Origin of the sequence: Orientia tsutsugamushi, from assembly GCF_900327275.1 — a bacterium.
Taxonomy (GTDB): domain Bacteria; phylum Pseudomonadota; class Alphaproteobacteria; order Rickettsiales; family Rickettsiaceae; genus Orientia; species Orientia tsutsugamushi.
In genome coordinates, this window is sequence record NZ_LS398548.1 from 2,171,550 (window position 1) to 2,186,358 (window position 14,809).

General features: G+C 30.7%; 8 protein-coding genes and 7 pseudogenes. 10 read left to right on the forward strand and 5 right to left on the reverse strand.

Features of this window, described 5'->3' with window-relative positions; genetic code table 11:
* Nucleotides 1-152: 152 nt before the first annotated feature.
* From DK405_RS11285 to DK405_RS11295, 3 pseudogenes are all read right to left on the reverse strand, one after another.
* Nucleotides 153-563: pseudogene (locus tag DK405_RS11285) on the reverse strand (transposase); the annotation flags it as partial.
* Nucleotides 564-636: 73 nt separating this feature from the next.
* Nucleotides 637-1,388, reverse strand: a pseudogene (locus DK405_RS11290) (IS5 family transposase).
* Between the two features lie 34 nt (nt 1,389-1,422).
* Nucleotides 1,423-1,848: pseudogene (locus DK405_RS11295) on the reverse strand (transposase); the annotation flags it as partial.
* A gap of 177 nt (nt 1,849-2,025) precedes the next feature.
* On the opposite strand from DK405_RS11295, the gene DK405_RS11305 reads away from it, so the two are divergent.
* The 4 genes from DK405_RS11305 to DK405_RS11320 all read left to right on the forward strand — a co-directional run bounded on the left by DK405_RS11305 (nt 2,026) and on the right by DK405_RS11320 (nt 6,602).
* Complete coding sequence (locus DK405_RS11305; protein ID WP_109510717.1) at nt 2,026-3,738, forward strand: DnaA N-terminal domain-containing protein; 1,713 nt, start codon at nt 2,026-2,028, stop codon at nt 3,736-3,738.
* Between the two features lie 8 nt (nt 3,739-3,746).
* A complete protein-coding gene (locus DK405_RS11310) occupies nt 3,747-5,183 on the forward strand; it encodes a replicative DNA helicase (RefSeq protein ID WP_109510718.1) in 1,437 nt (478 codons plus the stop codon).
* A gap of 239 nt (nt 5,184-5,422) precedes the next feature.
* Nucleotides 5,423-6,052, forward strand: a complete 630-nt coding sequence (locus tag DK405_RS11315; protein WP_109510530.1) for an ankyrin repeat domain-containing protein — start codon at nt 5,423-5,425, stop codon at nt 6,050-6,052.
* Between the two features lie 46 nt (nt 6,053-6,098).
* Entirely contained in the window at nt 6,099-6,602 is a 504-nt protein-coding gene (locus tag DK405_RS11320) for a hypothetical protein (protein WP_109510733.1), read from the forward strand.
* A gap of 113 nt (nt 6,603-6,715) precedes the next feature.
* Here the strand turns inward: DK405_RS11320 and DK405_RS11325 are convergent.
* A pseudogene (locus tag DK405_RS11325) lies at nt 6,716-6,945 on the reverse strand (DNA adenine methylase); the annotation flags it as partial.
* 337 nt (nt 6,946-7,282) lie between these two features.
* Here DK405_RS11325 and DK405_RS11330 point away from each other — a divergent pair.
* From DK405_RS11330 to DK405_RS14720, 3 genes are all read left to right on the forward strand, one after another.
* Nucleotides 7,283-8,065, forward strand: a complete 783-nt coding sequence (locus tag DK405_RS11330; protein WP_109510531.1) for a sensor histidine kinase — start codon at nt 7,283-7,285, stop codon at nt 8,063-8,065.
* A gap of 100 nt (nt 8,066-8,165) precedes the next feature.
* On the forward strand, nt 8,166-8,747 hold the full coding sequence (locus DK405_RS11335; RefSeq protein ID WP_064612558.1) for an HD domain-containing protein: 582 nt from the start codon (nt 8,166-8,168) through the stop codon (nt 8,745-8,747).
* Nucleotides 8,748-9,158: 411 nt separating this feature from the next.
* Nucleotides 9,159-10,052, forward strand: coding sequence for a hypothetical protein (locus DK405_RS14720; protein WP_231967637.1), 894 nt, complete (start codon nt 9,159-9,161; stop codon nt 10,050-10,052).
* A 57-nt stretch (nt 10,053-10,109) separates the two neighbouring features.
* Here the strand turns inward: DK405_RS14720 and DK405_RS11345 are convergent.
* Nucleotides 10,110-10,566, reverse strand: a pseudogene (locus tag DK405_RS11345) (conjugal transfer protein TraD).
* 295 nt (nt 10,567-10,861) lie between these two features.
* On the opposite strand from DK405_RS11345, the pseudogene DK405_RS16320 reads away from it, so the two are divergent.
* From DK405_RS16320 to DK405_RS11355, 3 genes and pseudogenes are all read left to right on the forward strand, one after another.
* Nucleotides 10,862-12,400: pseudogene (locus tag DK405_RS16320) on the forward strand (AAA family ATPase); the annotation flags it as partial.
* A 465-nt stretch (nt 12,401-12,865) separates the two neighbouring features.
* Entirely contained in the window at nt 12,866-13,666 is an 801-nt protein-coding gene (locus DK405_RS16325; RefSeq protein WP_458692813.1) for a toprim domain-containing protein, read from the forward strand.
* Nucleotides 13,667-14,489: 823 nt separating this feature from the next.
* Nucleotides 14,490-14,675: pseudogene (locus DK405_RS11355) on the forward strand (transposase); the annotation flags it as partial.
* Between the last annotated feature and the right edge of the window lie 134 nt (nt 14,676-14,809).

Here is a 14,809-nt window from a genome sequence, read left to right on the forward strand (position 1 = left end):
TATAAAAATGGGAAGTGTAAAAGGTATAGAAAGAGAAAATGTTAAGTTATAAAGAAAAATTTAAATAAAAGTGGAATGACATAATATTAAAAAATGTATTGTAACAGTATACCATAATGAAAAAAGTTGGATTAGTCATTTAAAACGTCAATTTAGGATAAGAAGTCAGGAGAAGAAGAAGAGATAAGATGGGGATTAAGTTTAGAGATAGAATAACTAGCAAGAGAAGCAATTATATGAACAAAGAAATTAAAAGGAGAACGGTGTTTAGTATGCTCTAAATGCATATGTTTTTTTAGCACATTAAAGACAGACTCAATTAAAGAACGTTTATTTAATAACCGCTTATCTTGTATATCCAATAAATATGTTTTCATATCTTTACGAAGATTAGTTAATAAACGTAGACCATTGGTCAGCAGTTGATGAAATAACTCTTTAGATATGTAAGCTTTATCAGCAAGCAATTTACCAGATAAACCTTTAGAAAAAACTGAAGCTACAGATATGTTGCTTTTATTGCCTTTAGTAATTTTAACTGACATTATTTCGCCTTTATTAGACCTCTTTCGAAACTGGTTAATGTAGTTCAAAATTATAAATGCCAGAGATCAAATAAAATCTAAGACCGAATCTTTATTTGTCAGCAATAATTTTGAACCGTTTTAGCATACCAATAACGTTTTCATTGACAACTCTTTCTCATGCTAATCTACGATTATTCTTTTTATCATTTTTAGTTAAAGGATGTCTCTTGCTTTTTTTCTTTGGTAATGCAGAATTATTGTGAATTTTTTGTATGCCTTGATATCCTGTATCAGTAATCACTTTTACCTTAGGATGGATAAGAATTTTGGATTTCTTAAATAATCTAAAGTCATGTTTTTTACCGTTAGAAAAATCTGTACATATTACTTGGCGCGTTTTCTTATCTACCACTATTTGAGTTTTTAGTGTATGCCTTTTCTTCTTTCCTGAATAATAGAATTTTTGTTTTTTTTAGGTCTTTCTATAGGACTCTCAGTAGCATCAATCAAGACTACTTCATAATTCATATCACTCTTCATTAAAGCTTTACGGCCTGGAAGAGCAAAGTTTGGGTGTTTAACTAGGGTGTCTTCTACCCATTTTACAGCTTTATATGCTCAACTTTCACTAATCCCATAGTTCTGACCTATATGGAAATAAGTACAGTATTCTCTAAGGTATTCTAAGGCCATCAGCAACTGTTCCTCCAAATTAAGCTTATTTTTACGCCCACCTTTTGATTTCTTAAGACCGTTAGCTTTCCTCAAAATATTCACCATCTTTGAAAATGTTTCCTTACTTACTCCTGTTAATCGACTAAATTTTTCATCCTTTAACTCTTTAATCTGATCGAATTTCATTATTACTTCAAATCAGATATTTATAAACGCTAATTTAGGATAAGGGATTAGAAGAGAAAGAAGAAGAGATAAGATGGGGATTAAGTTTAGAGATAGAATAACTAGCAAGAGAAGCAATTATATGAATAAAGAAATTAAGAGGAGAACGGTGTCTAGTATGCTCTAAAAGCATATGTTTTTTTAGTACATTAAAGACAGACTCAATTAAAGAACGTTTATTTAATAACCGATTATCTTGTATGTCCAATAAATATGTTTTCATATCTTTACGAAGATTAGTAAATAAACGTAAACCATTGGTCAGCAGTTAATGAAATAATTCTTTAGATATGTAAGCTTTATCACTAAACAATTTACCAGATAAGCCTTTAGAAAAAAACGAAGATACAGATAGGTCGCTTTTATTGCTTTTAGTAATTTTAACTGACATTATTTCGCCTTTATTATTGATTATAAGATGTGCTATAGGAAAAATTGGTCTTCTAAGGCAGATAGTATAAGTATGAAGATTTATATAGGTTTGGCATAATGATTTTTGTCAACCTTTTGTCAACCTTTTGAACAAAAATTTGATGGTAATTTGTAAAAAAATTATTTTCAAAAACACCTACTATAGCTGTATTTTTGGAGATGAAAAATGCGACCTGTAGTATTCGACTTTTTAACCAATGGTTGTAATTTTGTTAAAAATAATAGTAACAATAATGACACAATATTTTATAACTTTATTGGAAATATCATTCCACCAGAATGGAGAAAGCTAACTGGAGATAATGGAAAAGCATTAAGTAAAACATCTAAACAGCTTTTATCCTTTATAGTATATAGACTATATATCTATTACAACAAAGATATAGATGAATTACAGGAAAGTTATCAGCTTTATGAAGATAAGCTGAATGTTGGTCAAAGAAGAGTTAGGCAATGCTTGGTTGAATTAAGAAATGCAGGTTTTATTAAAGTTGAAAATAGAACAATAATTAAAGGCAATCTCAAGTTACGTAATGTTCTTTGTGTAAAACTTCTAAAAAATTTTCAGCGTTTCACTGAAAAAGAAAAAAAAGAAGAAAAAATTGTCCTTCTGCAACAAAAAAATTTTCACATCAATTTGCAAGAATTTGCAGGTGAACCTGCAAAAAATTGCAGCTACATATATAGATATAATAATAATAAAAAAAATAATAATAGATCTAGATCTACTGAAGATAAGTTAATAGAGAATGATCAAAATAAAAATGAAGATCAACAGCAAAATTTGAAGTTTAAATATACGGAATCTGATGATTTTATAGAAATTGAGTTAGTAGGAAATGAAAAAGAAAATCAACAGCAACAACAGAATTTGAATTCCTATGAGCTTAGTGATTTTAGCAATAAAAAGCTATCAAACAAGGATTATGAGCAAAATAGTGAGTTAGTAACTCCAGTTATTACTAAGGATTTAGAGGTTGAAAAGAATAAATGCTGTCCCAAAAGAAAAAGACTAGCAGATTATTATCCACTAACACCAGAAGATGCAATTATACTACAACGTATGTCTAGTAGAAGCTTCAACATATACTTCATAAATCAATTACTGTTGAAGTTATCAAATAAATATCCAAACCGTCATTTTGTAAATAAGATAGCAGTGCTAAACTATATGGCAAAAGCCTTAGCAAATGAATTACTAACTACTGATCAGGCTAATAGTGGAAATTTTTTTAATGATGTAGGAAGATTTAAAGAACAGTATCTAGCAAACATTGAATCTGGTACAGATCGTAGTATGAAGGCTCAGTTGAAGCGTAAAATAGCTGGAGTCTTTGAAGCAGATATGGCTTATCAAATTTTAACATCTTGTGATTTTGTAGCAGCGGTTAAAAACAAATATTACATCAAGTTGATTAAGAATATTACACTGTCAGATCATATTAAATTCAAGATATTACAGGAGATACGAGCTGTACATGGCAACGATATTGAGCTGTTACAAGTTATACCATTTGATGAATCAAAACAAGTTACAAATAGCACAACTGAGTATCAAAAAACAACAATTTTACAGCAACAAATAAGTGACGAAGATTACCTTTCAGAACTTAGTAAAGAGCTAGGCTCCAACTCGATTTGGTACAAAGTACGAGAATCTTTGATTAAAAGTTATGGTCAAGCTATCGATAAGTCATGGTTTAGCAAATTAGAAGTTATAAATGAAGATAGTGTTAACAAAAAAATATTCATCAAAGCAAAAACAGAATTTGAAGATAGTTACATCAGAGAGAACTATCTGAAAGATCTTGAGTCCTCTTTTAAAGCTCAGGGATTTTCTTTCGAGTTAGTTAAGTTTAGTAATTTTAATAAAATTTAAAGAGTGATATGGAAAAAGATCTTGCAAAGATTGCTCCAAATAATATTCAAGCAGAGCAAATGATACTTGGAGCAATTCTGATTAACAATCGTGCGCTATATAACATTAACGAATTTTTACTGCCAGAACATTTTTATGAACCATTACATGGCAAAATATACAAGTCAATTAATCTCATTATTAGTAAAGGAATTAGCGCTACTGTAATTTCGCTCAAAAATATGCTAGGCAATGAACTCACATTTGATGAAATAGGTGGAGTAGATTATCTAGCTAAACTTACAACGTTAGCATTAAGTATAGTTAATGTTAATGAGTACGGCAAAATAGTATATGATCTTGCGCTGAGGTGTTATTTAATTGAAATTGGAGAAAAAATAGTAACAAATGCGTATTCTTCTACTTTAGCAGATTTAGCTATAAGTCAGATCGAAACTGCTGAATCTCAATTATATGATCTAGGTTCAAGGGGAACTTTAAGTAAAGGATTTACAAAATTACAAACTTCAATTGAAGAATCATGGACATCAATTTCATCTGCTATTAAAAATAAAAACTCTATTAACGGTATTAGTAGTGGACTACTTGACCTTGATTCAAAGCTTGGAGGATTTAAAAATTCTGACCTAATAATATTAGCTGGCAGGCCATCAATGGGTAAAACTGCTTTAGGAGTTAACTTAGCAATAAATGCTTGTAAATATTTTCTTACTCAAAAAAATACTAAAGATAATGTAGTGCCATCAGTTGGATTCTTTTCTTTAGAAATGTCATCTCAGCAAATCTCTACTCGAATTCTTTCTATAGAATCAGAAATTAATAGCTCTGCATTATTTAACGGTAAAATAGATGAACAAGATGTTGATAAGTTAAAGACTGTACAAGACCAAATACAAAAGTGGAATTTTTTTATAGATGATGCTCCAGCAATCTCGATATCTGCAATTAGATCTCGAGCTCGTAGACTTAAACGTACTCATAATTTAGCAATATTATTTATTGATTATTTACAGCTAATAAAAATTGATTCCAGAGGAAGTCAGTATAATCGAGTACAGGAGATTTCTGAAATTACTCAGAGCTTAAAAGCTCTTGCTAAAGAGCTCAATATTTCAATCATTGCGTTATCTCAATTGTCTAGAGCTGTAGAACAAAGGTCAGATAAAAAGCCTATTCTCTCAGATCTACGAGAATCAGGCTCAATTGAACAGGACGCCGATATTGTAATGCTTATATATCGTGACGAATATTACTTGTCTAGATCAGAACCAGATCGAGGTACTCCAGAATACACAGAATGGAAAGCTAGACAAAATAAATGTTATAACACTGCTGAAATAATTGTTGCTAAACACCGTAATGAGCCAGTTGGTACAGTGAAGTTGCACTATAATAGTAGGTATTCTAAATTTGGCAATATTGTTAAAAACTCTCAGCAATGTTAATAAACGCTAGATTATGCATAAGATGAAAAAATGCTGGTCCAAAAAAAAAATTACAGCAAAATTTTACTCATTAACACCAGAGATATGCAACTCAAGATTAGTTTTTTTTGGCATCGTGATAACTGAATTCAAAAAATTTATAATTTAATTTGCTTCTTTTCCAGTTTTTATCTGGGATTGGAGTATACAAAAAGTTTAAATTATGGTATAATTTATTAATAACCATTTAGAGGTGGCCAATGATAGATTTTTATAGTGAGAGCTTAATAAATAAGCTGTTCAGAAGCAAAGTACAGCAGCTTATTAATAAGGATAGTACACTTGTCAATTCAAAATATAAAGACGGTACTACAGCTTTATCTGTTGCTTTGAAATATAAGAATCTACCTATTGCCGAGATTTTACTAAGCAATGGAGCTAACATAAACGCACAAGATAATGATGGGCACACCGCTTTACATCTTGTTGTGGATACAATTCAAGTATATTATGAATTTTTCGAAAAATATCCTACCTATTGCAATGATCATATAGCATTACTGCTACAATATAATGCTGATGTAAATATCGAGAATAATCAAGGTAATACACCTTTATCTGATGCTGTTGAATGCAAATGTGTAGAACCTTTAGCAATTATGCTAAAACATAATTCTACTGGTATTAATAAAAAATATGATGAAGGAGAAACGCTACTACATATTGCTGTTCGTAATAAAATCATAGATATTATACAGCTTTTGATTGATTATGGAGCAGATATTGATGCAAAAGATGATAACGGCATGACTACTATAGATTATGCTGCTAAAAGCGGTAATGCAGATGTATTCAACTTTCTAACGGAACAATCGGTCCCATGGTATTAGGTTTTAACAGATAGCTAATATGTTAATATTAAAAAGAGAAGTTAATATGAATGTTTTGAAATTACTTTTACAACCGGGTTATGCTGTTATATTAGCATTCGTTGTATTATCTTCACCATCGATATGTACAGCGAATAATAATGTAAACTTCAATGCCTCTAAAGGTGGTATTGATACTTCGCAATTCTATATAAAATTTTCAACTGGTATTGTTACTAACTACGATACATTAGAAGCTGGAATTGGTTATAGATTAAATCGGCACAGAATGGATGTAAGATTAGGATTTATGTGTCATCACAACTGTAGAGATAACTTTATTCAAGGAAATTATTATTACAATATAATTGAAGGTAACAAAGCATCAATTTTTGTTACAGGTGGCCTAGTATCAGCTTTCAATAGTGATAGCGGTACTGGTATAGACTTAGGAGTTGGTACAACAATAAACTTATCAAGAGATACATATTTGGACATTGAATGTAGCACAATGGCTAACTATAGACCACTTCCTATTCATATACGATTTGGATTGCGGGTTCATCTTTAATTGCTAAGCTCAGGTCAAGTAGTTAGTTCGAATAGTTAGTAATGATTAGCTCATTAACAGGATTGCGTTGTTCATTGATTGAGTATATAATCCAATATGAGTAATGAAGAAGTCTTTTTTACAGCGTGATAACTAGTAATTAAGTCGAGATTAATATCAGAAAAAAACATTGTTTAAACAGATGCCTAACTTGAAAAAATAAAGCCCCACCTCCAAGGAATGGTTCATAGTAATTATAGTATGGCCCTGAAGGAAGATGCTCTATTAATCTATTAACAATTCTCCTTTTGCCTCCAACTCAATGGAGAAAAGGCTTTGGTTCATTAGAAATTGCTATTGACACAAGAATTTTTGATTAATTAAATCTCTACTATGAATTATAGCAGAAAATAAGCCTTAAAGCCAGTAATAATAACTGCTACAGAACTTTTTTATAAATCTTTTTTGAATGATATTTTTGTAGCTAGAGATACAATGTGATAATTTCGCATCTATTTTAAAAATTTCATAATTATGACAAAAAGTCATGTACTGATAAAAATCTAAATGATACTGTATACCTGATATTATCTGAGATTCAAGATTTAGATAATGTTCGGATAGAGATTAAAAGCGTAAACGATCAAAATTTATTCTTTAATCTCTAGCTGCTATATAAACTAATACAGCAGGAGGATTCTATGCCTATTGAAGACGAAGGTCAAAATAAAATCAATAAATTAACCGAAAAATTATCCACAGAGGGAATTAATAGCACAACAATAAAACAGATAGATACTGAAATGCAAAAACTATACTTTCAGCTAGAGGAATCTGAGCAAGTAAGCATAAAACTCATAGATTGGATACAATATTTTAGGCTAATAGTAAATAACTACGACAGAAAAAAAGTAAATATAATAGCTTCTCTAAATGGAATGATTTTTTTATTTAGACAATACATAGCATCAACGAATGTAAGACATGAAAATTTATGTTTAAAAAAATTTAGCATACAAAAGCTAGTAAAAAATGCCGTCAGGAGACTAGAAGACATTGCAAAAGAGAAAGATATAAAAATCAATTACAATTTTCAGTACAAAATGAAGGATATTGTGATTGGAAATAGTGATCACTTACAAGCTATATTAAGTCAATTAATAGGAAGCGTCATTAGATTTAATCACAGCTGCCAGGTTATAATTACAGTTCATTTGTTTACTATAAAAAATTATATAAAAAGCGATAACATACTACAATTTAGAATACATGATACAGGAAGCGGTATTTCAAAAGAAAAATTAGGGAATATAAAAGCTAAATTAGCTGATTTTGAGTTGGTAAGAGACTATCCGCTAATGCTTGAATCAGGATTATGGTTTGTAAATTACCTTATTAATCAACTTAATGGAGAAATGGAAATAGAAAGCGAAAAAGACAAGTTTACAACCATTACTTGCAATATTCCAGTACAACTTTTTTAATCAAATTAATTCGCTTCTTTTTCAGTTTTTGTCTGAGATTGGAGTATATAAAAAGTTTAATTTATTGTATAATTTATTAAAGATTATTTAGAGATGAAAAATGATAGACTTTTATAGCGAAAGCTTACTAAATAAGCTGTTTGAAACCAACGTAAGATTTGACACTAAAATTGATCTTGATAAAGTTGAAAAAGCAATATTTTATGCCAAAAAATATCATGGCCAGCAAAAGAGAGATACTGGAGAACCTTATTATATGCATCCATTAGAAGTAGCTTATATGGTATCAGACTACAGCTTTGAAACAGATACGATTATTACAGCAATACTACATGATACACTAGAAGATACAACATTAACTAAAAAAAAGATTGCTAAGGTCTTTGGTGTAAAGATTGCAGAACAGGTTTTTGACCTTACCAGAATTAGGAATAATAAAAAAATCAGTTCTAGAGAAATGATTAAAATATTGCGTCAGCAAAACAAAAAAGATTTGTTATTAATCAAATTATGCGACCGTTTACATAACATTCAAACTGTATTCATAAAATCTGATGAAAAAAGACAAAAAATCATCATTGAAACTGAGCAAGAATTTATACCTCTTGCTCGACACCTTAAACTATCAAAGATTGCTGATAAGTTAAGTGGATACTGTTTACTTAATACTTATCTGGAATAAATGCTAATTCAAAAGAACAACAATATTTTATTTTTAAATAAAGATAGCTAGTTCAAAAAAAGTAGCATTGTTTTTTGAACTCTAAGATTTAAGACTATATCTCTTAATGTTTAGGAATATTTTTTGATATAGTCCATAATCCAGAATAAATCTTATGTTAAATGTTAAAACATTTTTGCTGACACATTCTTAACTTATGAACATGTGATTCTCTGTACCTTGATTCTAATGAAAAAATAGTTGCAAGCTAAATCGACAAGATTGAAATATTACTGTGACTTGGATATGTGAACAGTGTATAACATAACTGTCTTATTTAGTGTTTTAGCTATTACATTGCATAATTATATTGACAACTATTAGTAAATGCATGTTATAATACAAAATATAGAGATTAAGCAAGGTATTATAATGAATCCTTTTTCAATAGCAGCAGCTAAAGCACTATCATTTGCCACTGAATCTATGAGCGATGCAGTTGAATGCGTTAACAAAATTATGTTGAATTCTGTGAGTGCTAACTGTAATGTGACTACATTTAGGAAAATACCTCCAGCTGACGAGTTGTTCGCCAGTACAGACAGTATACTTGCATGTAATAGTAGCAAGATAGATCCATATAGATATCTCGGCAATACTATGGATTCAATTCGTATGTTTGGAATAACATATAATCCTGACCTTCTTCATGAGTGTACAGGTCAGGAAGTATTAACATCGAGTAATGCTATATCGTGTGAAAAAAATGAGTTACTATATGAACATAATGTTCCAAATTATGATGATAGTATCCAGAACACTGTAGTTAGATACTGTATTAGCTCTTGCAAAATAATCAACTGCAACTTGATCAAGCTGAAAGAATTTTGCTCTGGCATGGGGTGTGATAATTATGATAATACTACCTATAGCAGTGTAAATTTTGTTAATGTTACAACTAGTCCTGAAGAGGAAAATTTTTTCACTTCTGCTACAGCAACAGTAGCAGGTGTAATAGTTCCATGGATAGTGCCAACAGTACTAGCAGTTTCTGGAGGTATAGCATTATATGGAATATATCATTTGCGCTCCTCAAAAAATAAAACCAGTTCTTTGCCTGTAAACAGTGTAGACGTAGGTACAAATGCTAATACTAGTGTTAAAAATTTAAATGCAGAAAAAATTTCAACAGATTTCCTAGATAATGATGCACAAGCACATCTTTATGAAGATCTAAAGACATATAAATGTGAAGAAGCAGCATATGATGACACTGCACTGCCAATATCAGGTGGTCAAGATGCAATAAGGGCTGAGGCTGTATAACAATATTCTCTATACCTCTATCATAATCTTTATTATTAATAGATACTTTTTTCTTATTTAAGATATAAGTTCTAAATTATATTGAACATTGAGAAGGCCATTCTTTAAGGCCTCAATGTCCTTAACATGGCCGCACCATTCTTGACGAAAACTGTTCCATTTTAAGCCATGAAGGTGAATGTGGCGCTTAGTGTTTTCGTCTGGTTCAGAGGTGAATTTTAAAATCACAGCAGCTTTATTTTGCTGTTCTTTATCAAAAATATCTTTACCTATTGTAGTCCAATTGATCCTGAACATTTGGATGTTGTGTTAAAGTTTCTTTTAGTGAAACAATTGCACCAAATAAAGTATTTGTTGATAAGTGATCAAGCTTAGCTTTAGCAACTAATCCACCCATTTCGATAAGACGTCGAGTACGCATTTTACGTTCTTTAATTTTAAGGTTAACCTCATCCATGATTAGCTTAGCCTTTTTTTGCTGAAGAGTAATTTTTTGCTGCATAAGATTTGCCATGTTAGTAATTCAGAAAGATAAAAAAATCAGGCAAGAATATATCAAAATAAAATCCCAGTAAAGAAAAAAACCGTGCCTACCAAACCAACATCAAATAATTATAGTCAAAAAAACGTGAATTCAAGGTTAGAAGCTTCATTGAAAAATAAGCTTACTACGCAATACGTAAACTTGAAAGTTTACTGCTAAAAAATGAGTACTCATTAACCGATTGAATGTTAAAAAAAAGAAGTTTGTGCTAGCAAAATCAAAAAAACCATGCTAACTTAAAACTCAGGTGAAAATTGGTGTTGAGATGGCGATAAAGTTTGCAAGGATTGAATTTTTACGTAGAAGTGAAGGAGGTGATAGTTGTCGTAAGGCAGCGTATAATGCAAGAACTATTGTTAAAAATAAGCAGACAGGTATAAGGTATAACTTCTCTCGTAAGAAAGATAACGTATATCATACAGTGCTGATACCGGATTATGTAAAACAAGAATTCAAGAATATTCAAACATTAATGAATGAGGTAGAACGAACAGCAAAAAAAGACAACAGCCAGTTGTTGAAGGATATAGTAATAGCATTGCCAGACGAGAAGGAGCTAAATTTAGAGCATAGAATAGAACTAACTCATCAAATAGTTGATGCAATGGAATGGGGGCAAAATGGTCTTGGAGTACAGATAGACATTCATAAGCCTCAAATAGGAGATAAAAACTGGCATGCGCATATATTGGTTACTACAAGAAGATTTAAAGAGAATGGTGAAGAATTGGGTGATAAAGCTGTTGACTTAGAGGCTAAATTTATAACAGTAAAAGGTCAGTGGCGTATTATTAAAGATCACAAGATGATTCATGAAATAGCAAAAGAAGAAACTAATGTATATTTCGCTGAATTAGGCTTACCATATAGAGTTGACGAGACAAGCGAAGTGCCTGGAAAGCATATTGGACCTCGTAGAATTAGGAATTTAATTAATGAAGTATTAAATGAAAATGAGTTACGTAAAGAGGCTCATTTGAAGATTATTAATGATGCTGACGTAATAACGGATTCTATAACACATTACAAATCTATTTTTACTAAGCAGGATGTTGAAAAAGCAGTAAAAGATATACCAGATCCAACAGCAAGAGAACAGTTAGTTCAGAAAGTGCTTAGTTCAAATAGAATACTAGAGTTATATCATGATGATGGTGAAAGTAGCAAATATTTTACGACAATTGAGGTTCGAAATGAGGAGACGAGAATAATCAGAATAGCTAATAAAATCAATAATCAGGTTTATTACAACGATATTTACAATCTTAAAAGTGATATCGAAGGTCTAGCAAATGTTAGCGAAGAACAGAAACAAGCGCTAAGGCATATTTTGCTTAGCACTAGCGGAGTTAGAGTCTTAAGAGGAAGAGCTGGTACAGGAAAATCTTATGTTTTAGTGAAAGCTCATAAGCTCGCAACAAATCGTGGACAAAAAGTTATTGGTCTTGCCCCCACTCATAAGGCAGTATCAGAGCTGAAGAGCAAAGGTTATACTGAGGTCTATACAGTAAAGGGATTTTTGTATAATCGAAAAAAAATTTTTATGAAAGGCAGCTTAATAGTAGTAGATGAAGCTGGAATGGTAGGTACTAAAGCTTATGCAGAGCTGTTTAGAGTAGTTAGAAACAATTATTGTCAACTGATACTCGCTGGAGATGAAAAACAGCTAGCTTCAATAGAAAGAGGCGGAATGTTTGAGATGCTGAGTAATAATTTCGGTTCACATGTTTTAATAGATATTCGCAGACAAAGTGAAAACTGGAGCAGAGAAGCAGCAACAAAGTTTGCTGAGAGTAATATTTTAAGCGGTATAACCTTACTGAGACAAAATAAATGTGTTAAGTTTGATAATACATTACAGGATTCAATTAGTAAGTTGATTTATGATTGGAGTCTAAGCAAGTTTAAGCTACATGAAAAATTGGTAATTACAGTACGTAATAAAGATGTCGACATTCTTAATTCAAGTATTAGATCTTTGTTAAAAGCAAATGGTACGCTACAAGGCACAGAATATAGGCGTTCAATAGCTGGAAGGAAAGAGTCCTATATGGCAGGAGATAGAATCGTATTTCAAAAAAGCGATAAGGATTTACAAATACAAAACAGTGAATTTGCAACTTTAACTTCTGTTAATAAAAATGAATTTGTAGCTAAGACAGATGCAGGAAAAGAGGTGAGTTTTGATCCTAGTAAAATACAATTTAAACATGGCTATGCAAGTACTGTTTATAAGGCTCAGGGAGCTTCTATAAAAGATGTATACGTTTTGCATAATGGAATAAGTAATATAAGCAGCTCATACGTAGCTATGACAAGGCATATAGAGAAGTTGCAGCTATATTGCAATAAGAAAGCTACTGTAAGCATTAACAGTTTAATAAATCAGCTCAGCAGACCAAATGATAAATCAGCTAGCATAACTCTAAAAACTGCTCATGATTTGGAGAAAGAACGGACAAAGACAACTGTTTTTAGTAAAATTGAAAACTGGTTTAAGTCTATAATCAATGATATCAATGATAGATCTCATGTGAATAAAGAATATTATCATTTTACCGCTAAACCAGAGCAAGAAGCTAAAGTAGAAAAAGTCCAGCTCAAAGATATTTCTACTCCATTATTTATGCAGATCAAAGAACAAAGACAATATGATTATGATGTAACCATTCTGTCAGCAGAAGGAAAAACGATATCAAGTTTTCAGGAAGCTGGCATTGATAGCAGAATGGTATATAGCTCAAATGTAAATAATTTGAAGTACTATCAACCATTTCAAGGAGAAAAGATTCTTATAGCTGCAAATAATGATAAACAAAATAAAGAATATGTAAGCACTATAAACGAGGCTGCAAAAGTACTGACAAGCAAAGGAGCAATCACTAGTATCGTAGTTCCTTCAGAAGGTGAAGATTTTAACGAAATGCTAAAAAATAAAGGAGCCACAGCTGTTAAGGAGCTTATGATACCTGAAATCATGAAGTTAATTAATACTCAGAACGTAAAAACAGAGCCTGAACAAATTGTAAAAGCAGATATAGCTCCAAAAATTAGAATTAGACGACGCTAATTTAACCTCAAAATAGTTGAAAATTTTAAACTTCAAGATTACTATTGAGAAATCTAATCTTCTATGTATTATTAGGATACATTAAGTGTATTGATAAATTAAGCAGATTTTTTACTGTAACGAAAATATACACAATAATTGGTGCAACAATCGCAAAGTATCAATGTTCAACTTTTTGATAATTATATCACCAATAAGAATGGAACATGCTTTGTATTGCTGCACCAATTATTGTGTATATCAATCACATTTTACATATTACTACTTATAAATGTCTAACCTACAAACATACCATCATTAGTATATCTTAATATTCCAATTGTTGCTACTTTTCTTGTTTACTACTCAAGCTGAAATAATAGATATAAAACAGATCATAGTATGGTTTATGTAATTTGTGTTACGCTAAGAACGCCAGTTTAGGACAAGAAAAAGCAGGGAAGGCATAATGTAAAAGGTCTACGAGAGATAATATGAAATTAAATTATGCGATATATTTAAATATTAATTTCAATTAATAACAGTTTATTTATTGCTCATATTTCTACAAGTATTAGTTCATAATACTATACTTAATAACCTGAACATTGACCATTGTAACACTTGTATATATATCTCTCTCTTTCTAACTGTTTCTTATTCTAAATTTGCATTTGCAAACATGCGAGCAATAAGTAAATGGCTATCTATATTTAATATATCACATAATTATAATTGCACATTATCTCTTGTATACCTTTTGTATTATGCTTTTCCTGCTTTCTCTTATCCTAAACTGGCGTTTATAATTTTGCACTACCTTAACCAGTTTCGAAAGAGGTCTAATAAACGTTCATTAATTGAGTCTGTCTTTAATGTACTAAAAAAACATATGCATTTAGAGCATACTCGACATCGCTCCCCTATTAACTTCTTTGTTCATATAATTTCTTCTCTTGCTAGTTATTCTATCTCCAAACTTAATCCCTACCTTATCTCCTCTTCTTTCTCTTCTAATCCCTTATCCTAATCTGGCGTTTTATAGTATATATAGCCAAACTATAAACACCTTCTCTCAATTGTTATCTCGTCTATAGTTGAATAAAAAGAGCAAAAGTTAATAAAAGTTAAATAATCATTGTAAATTTATTTTTCATTGCATAC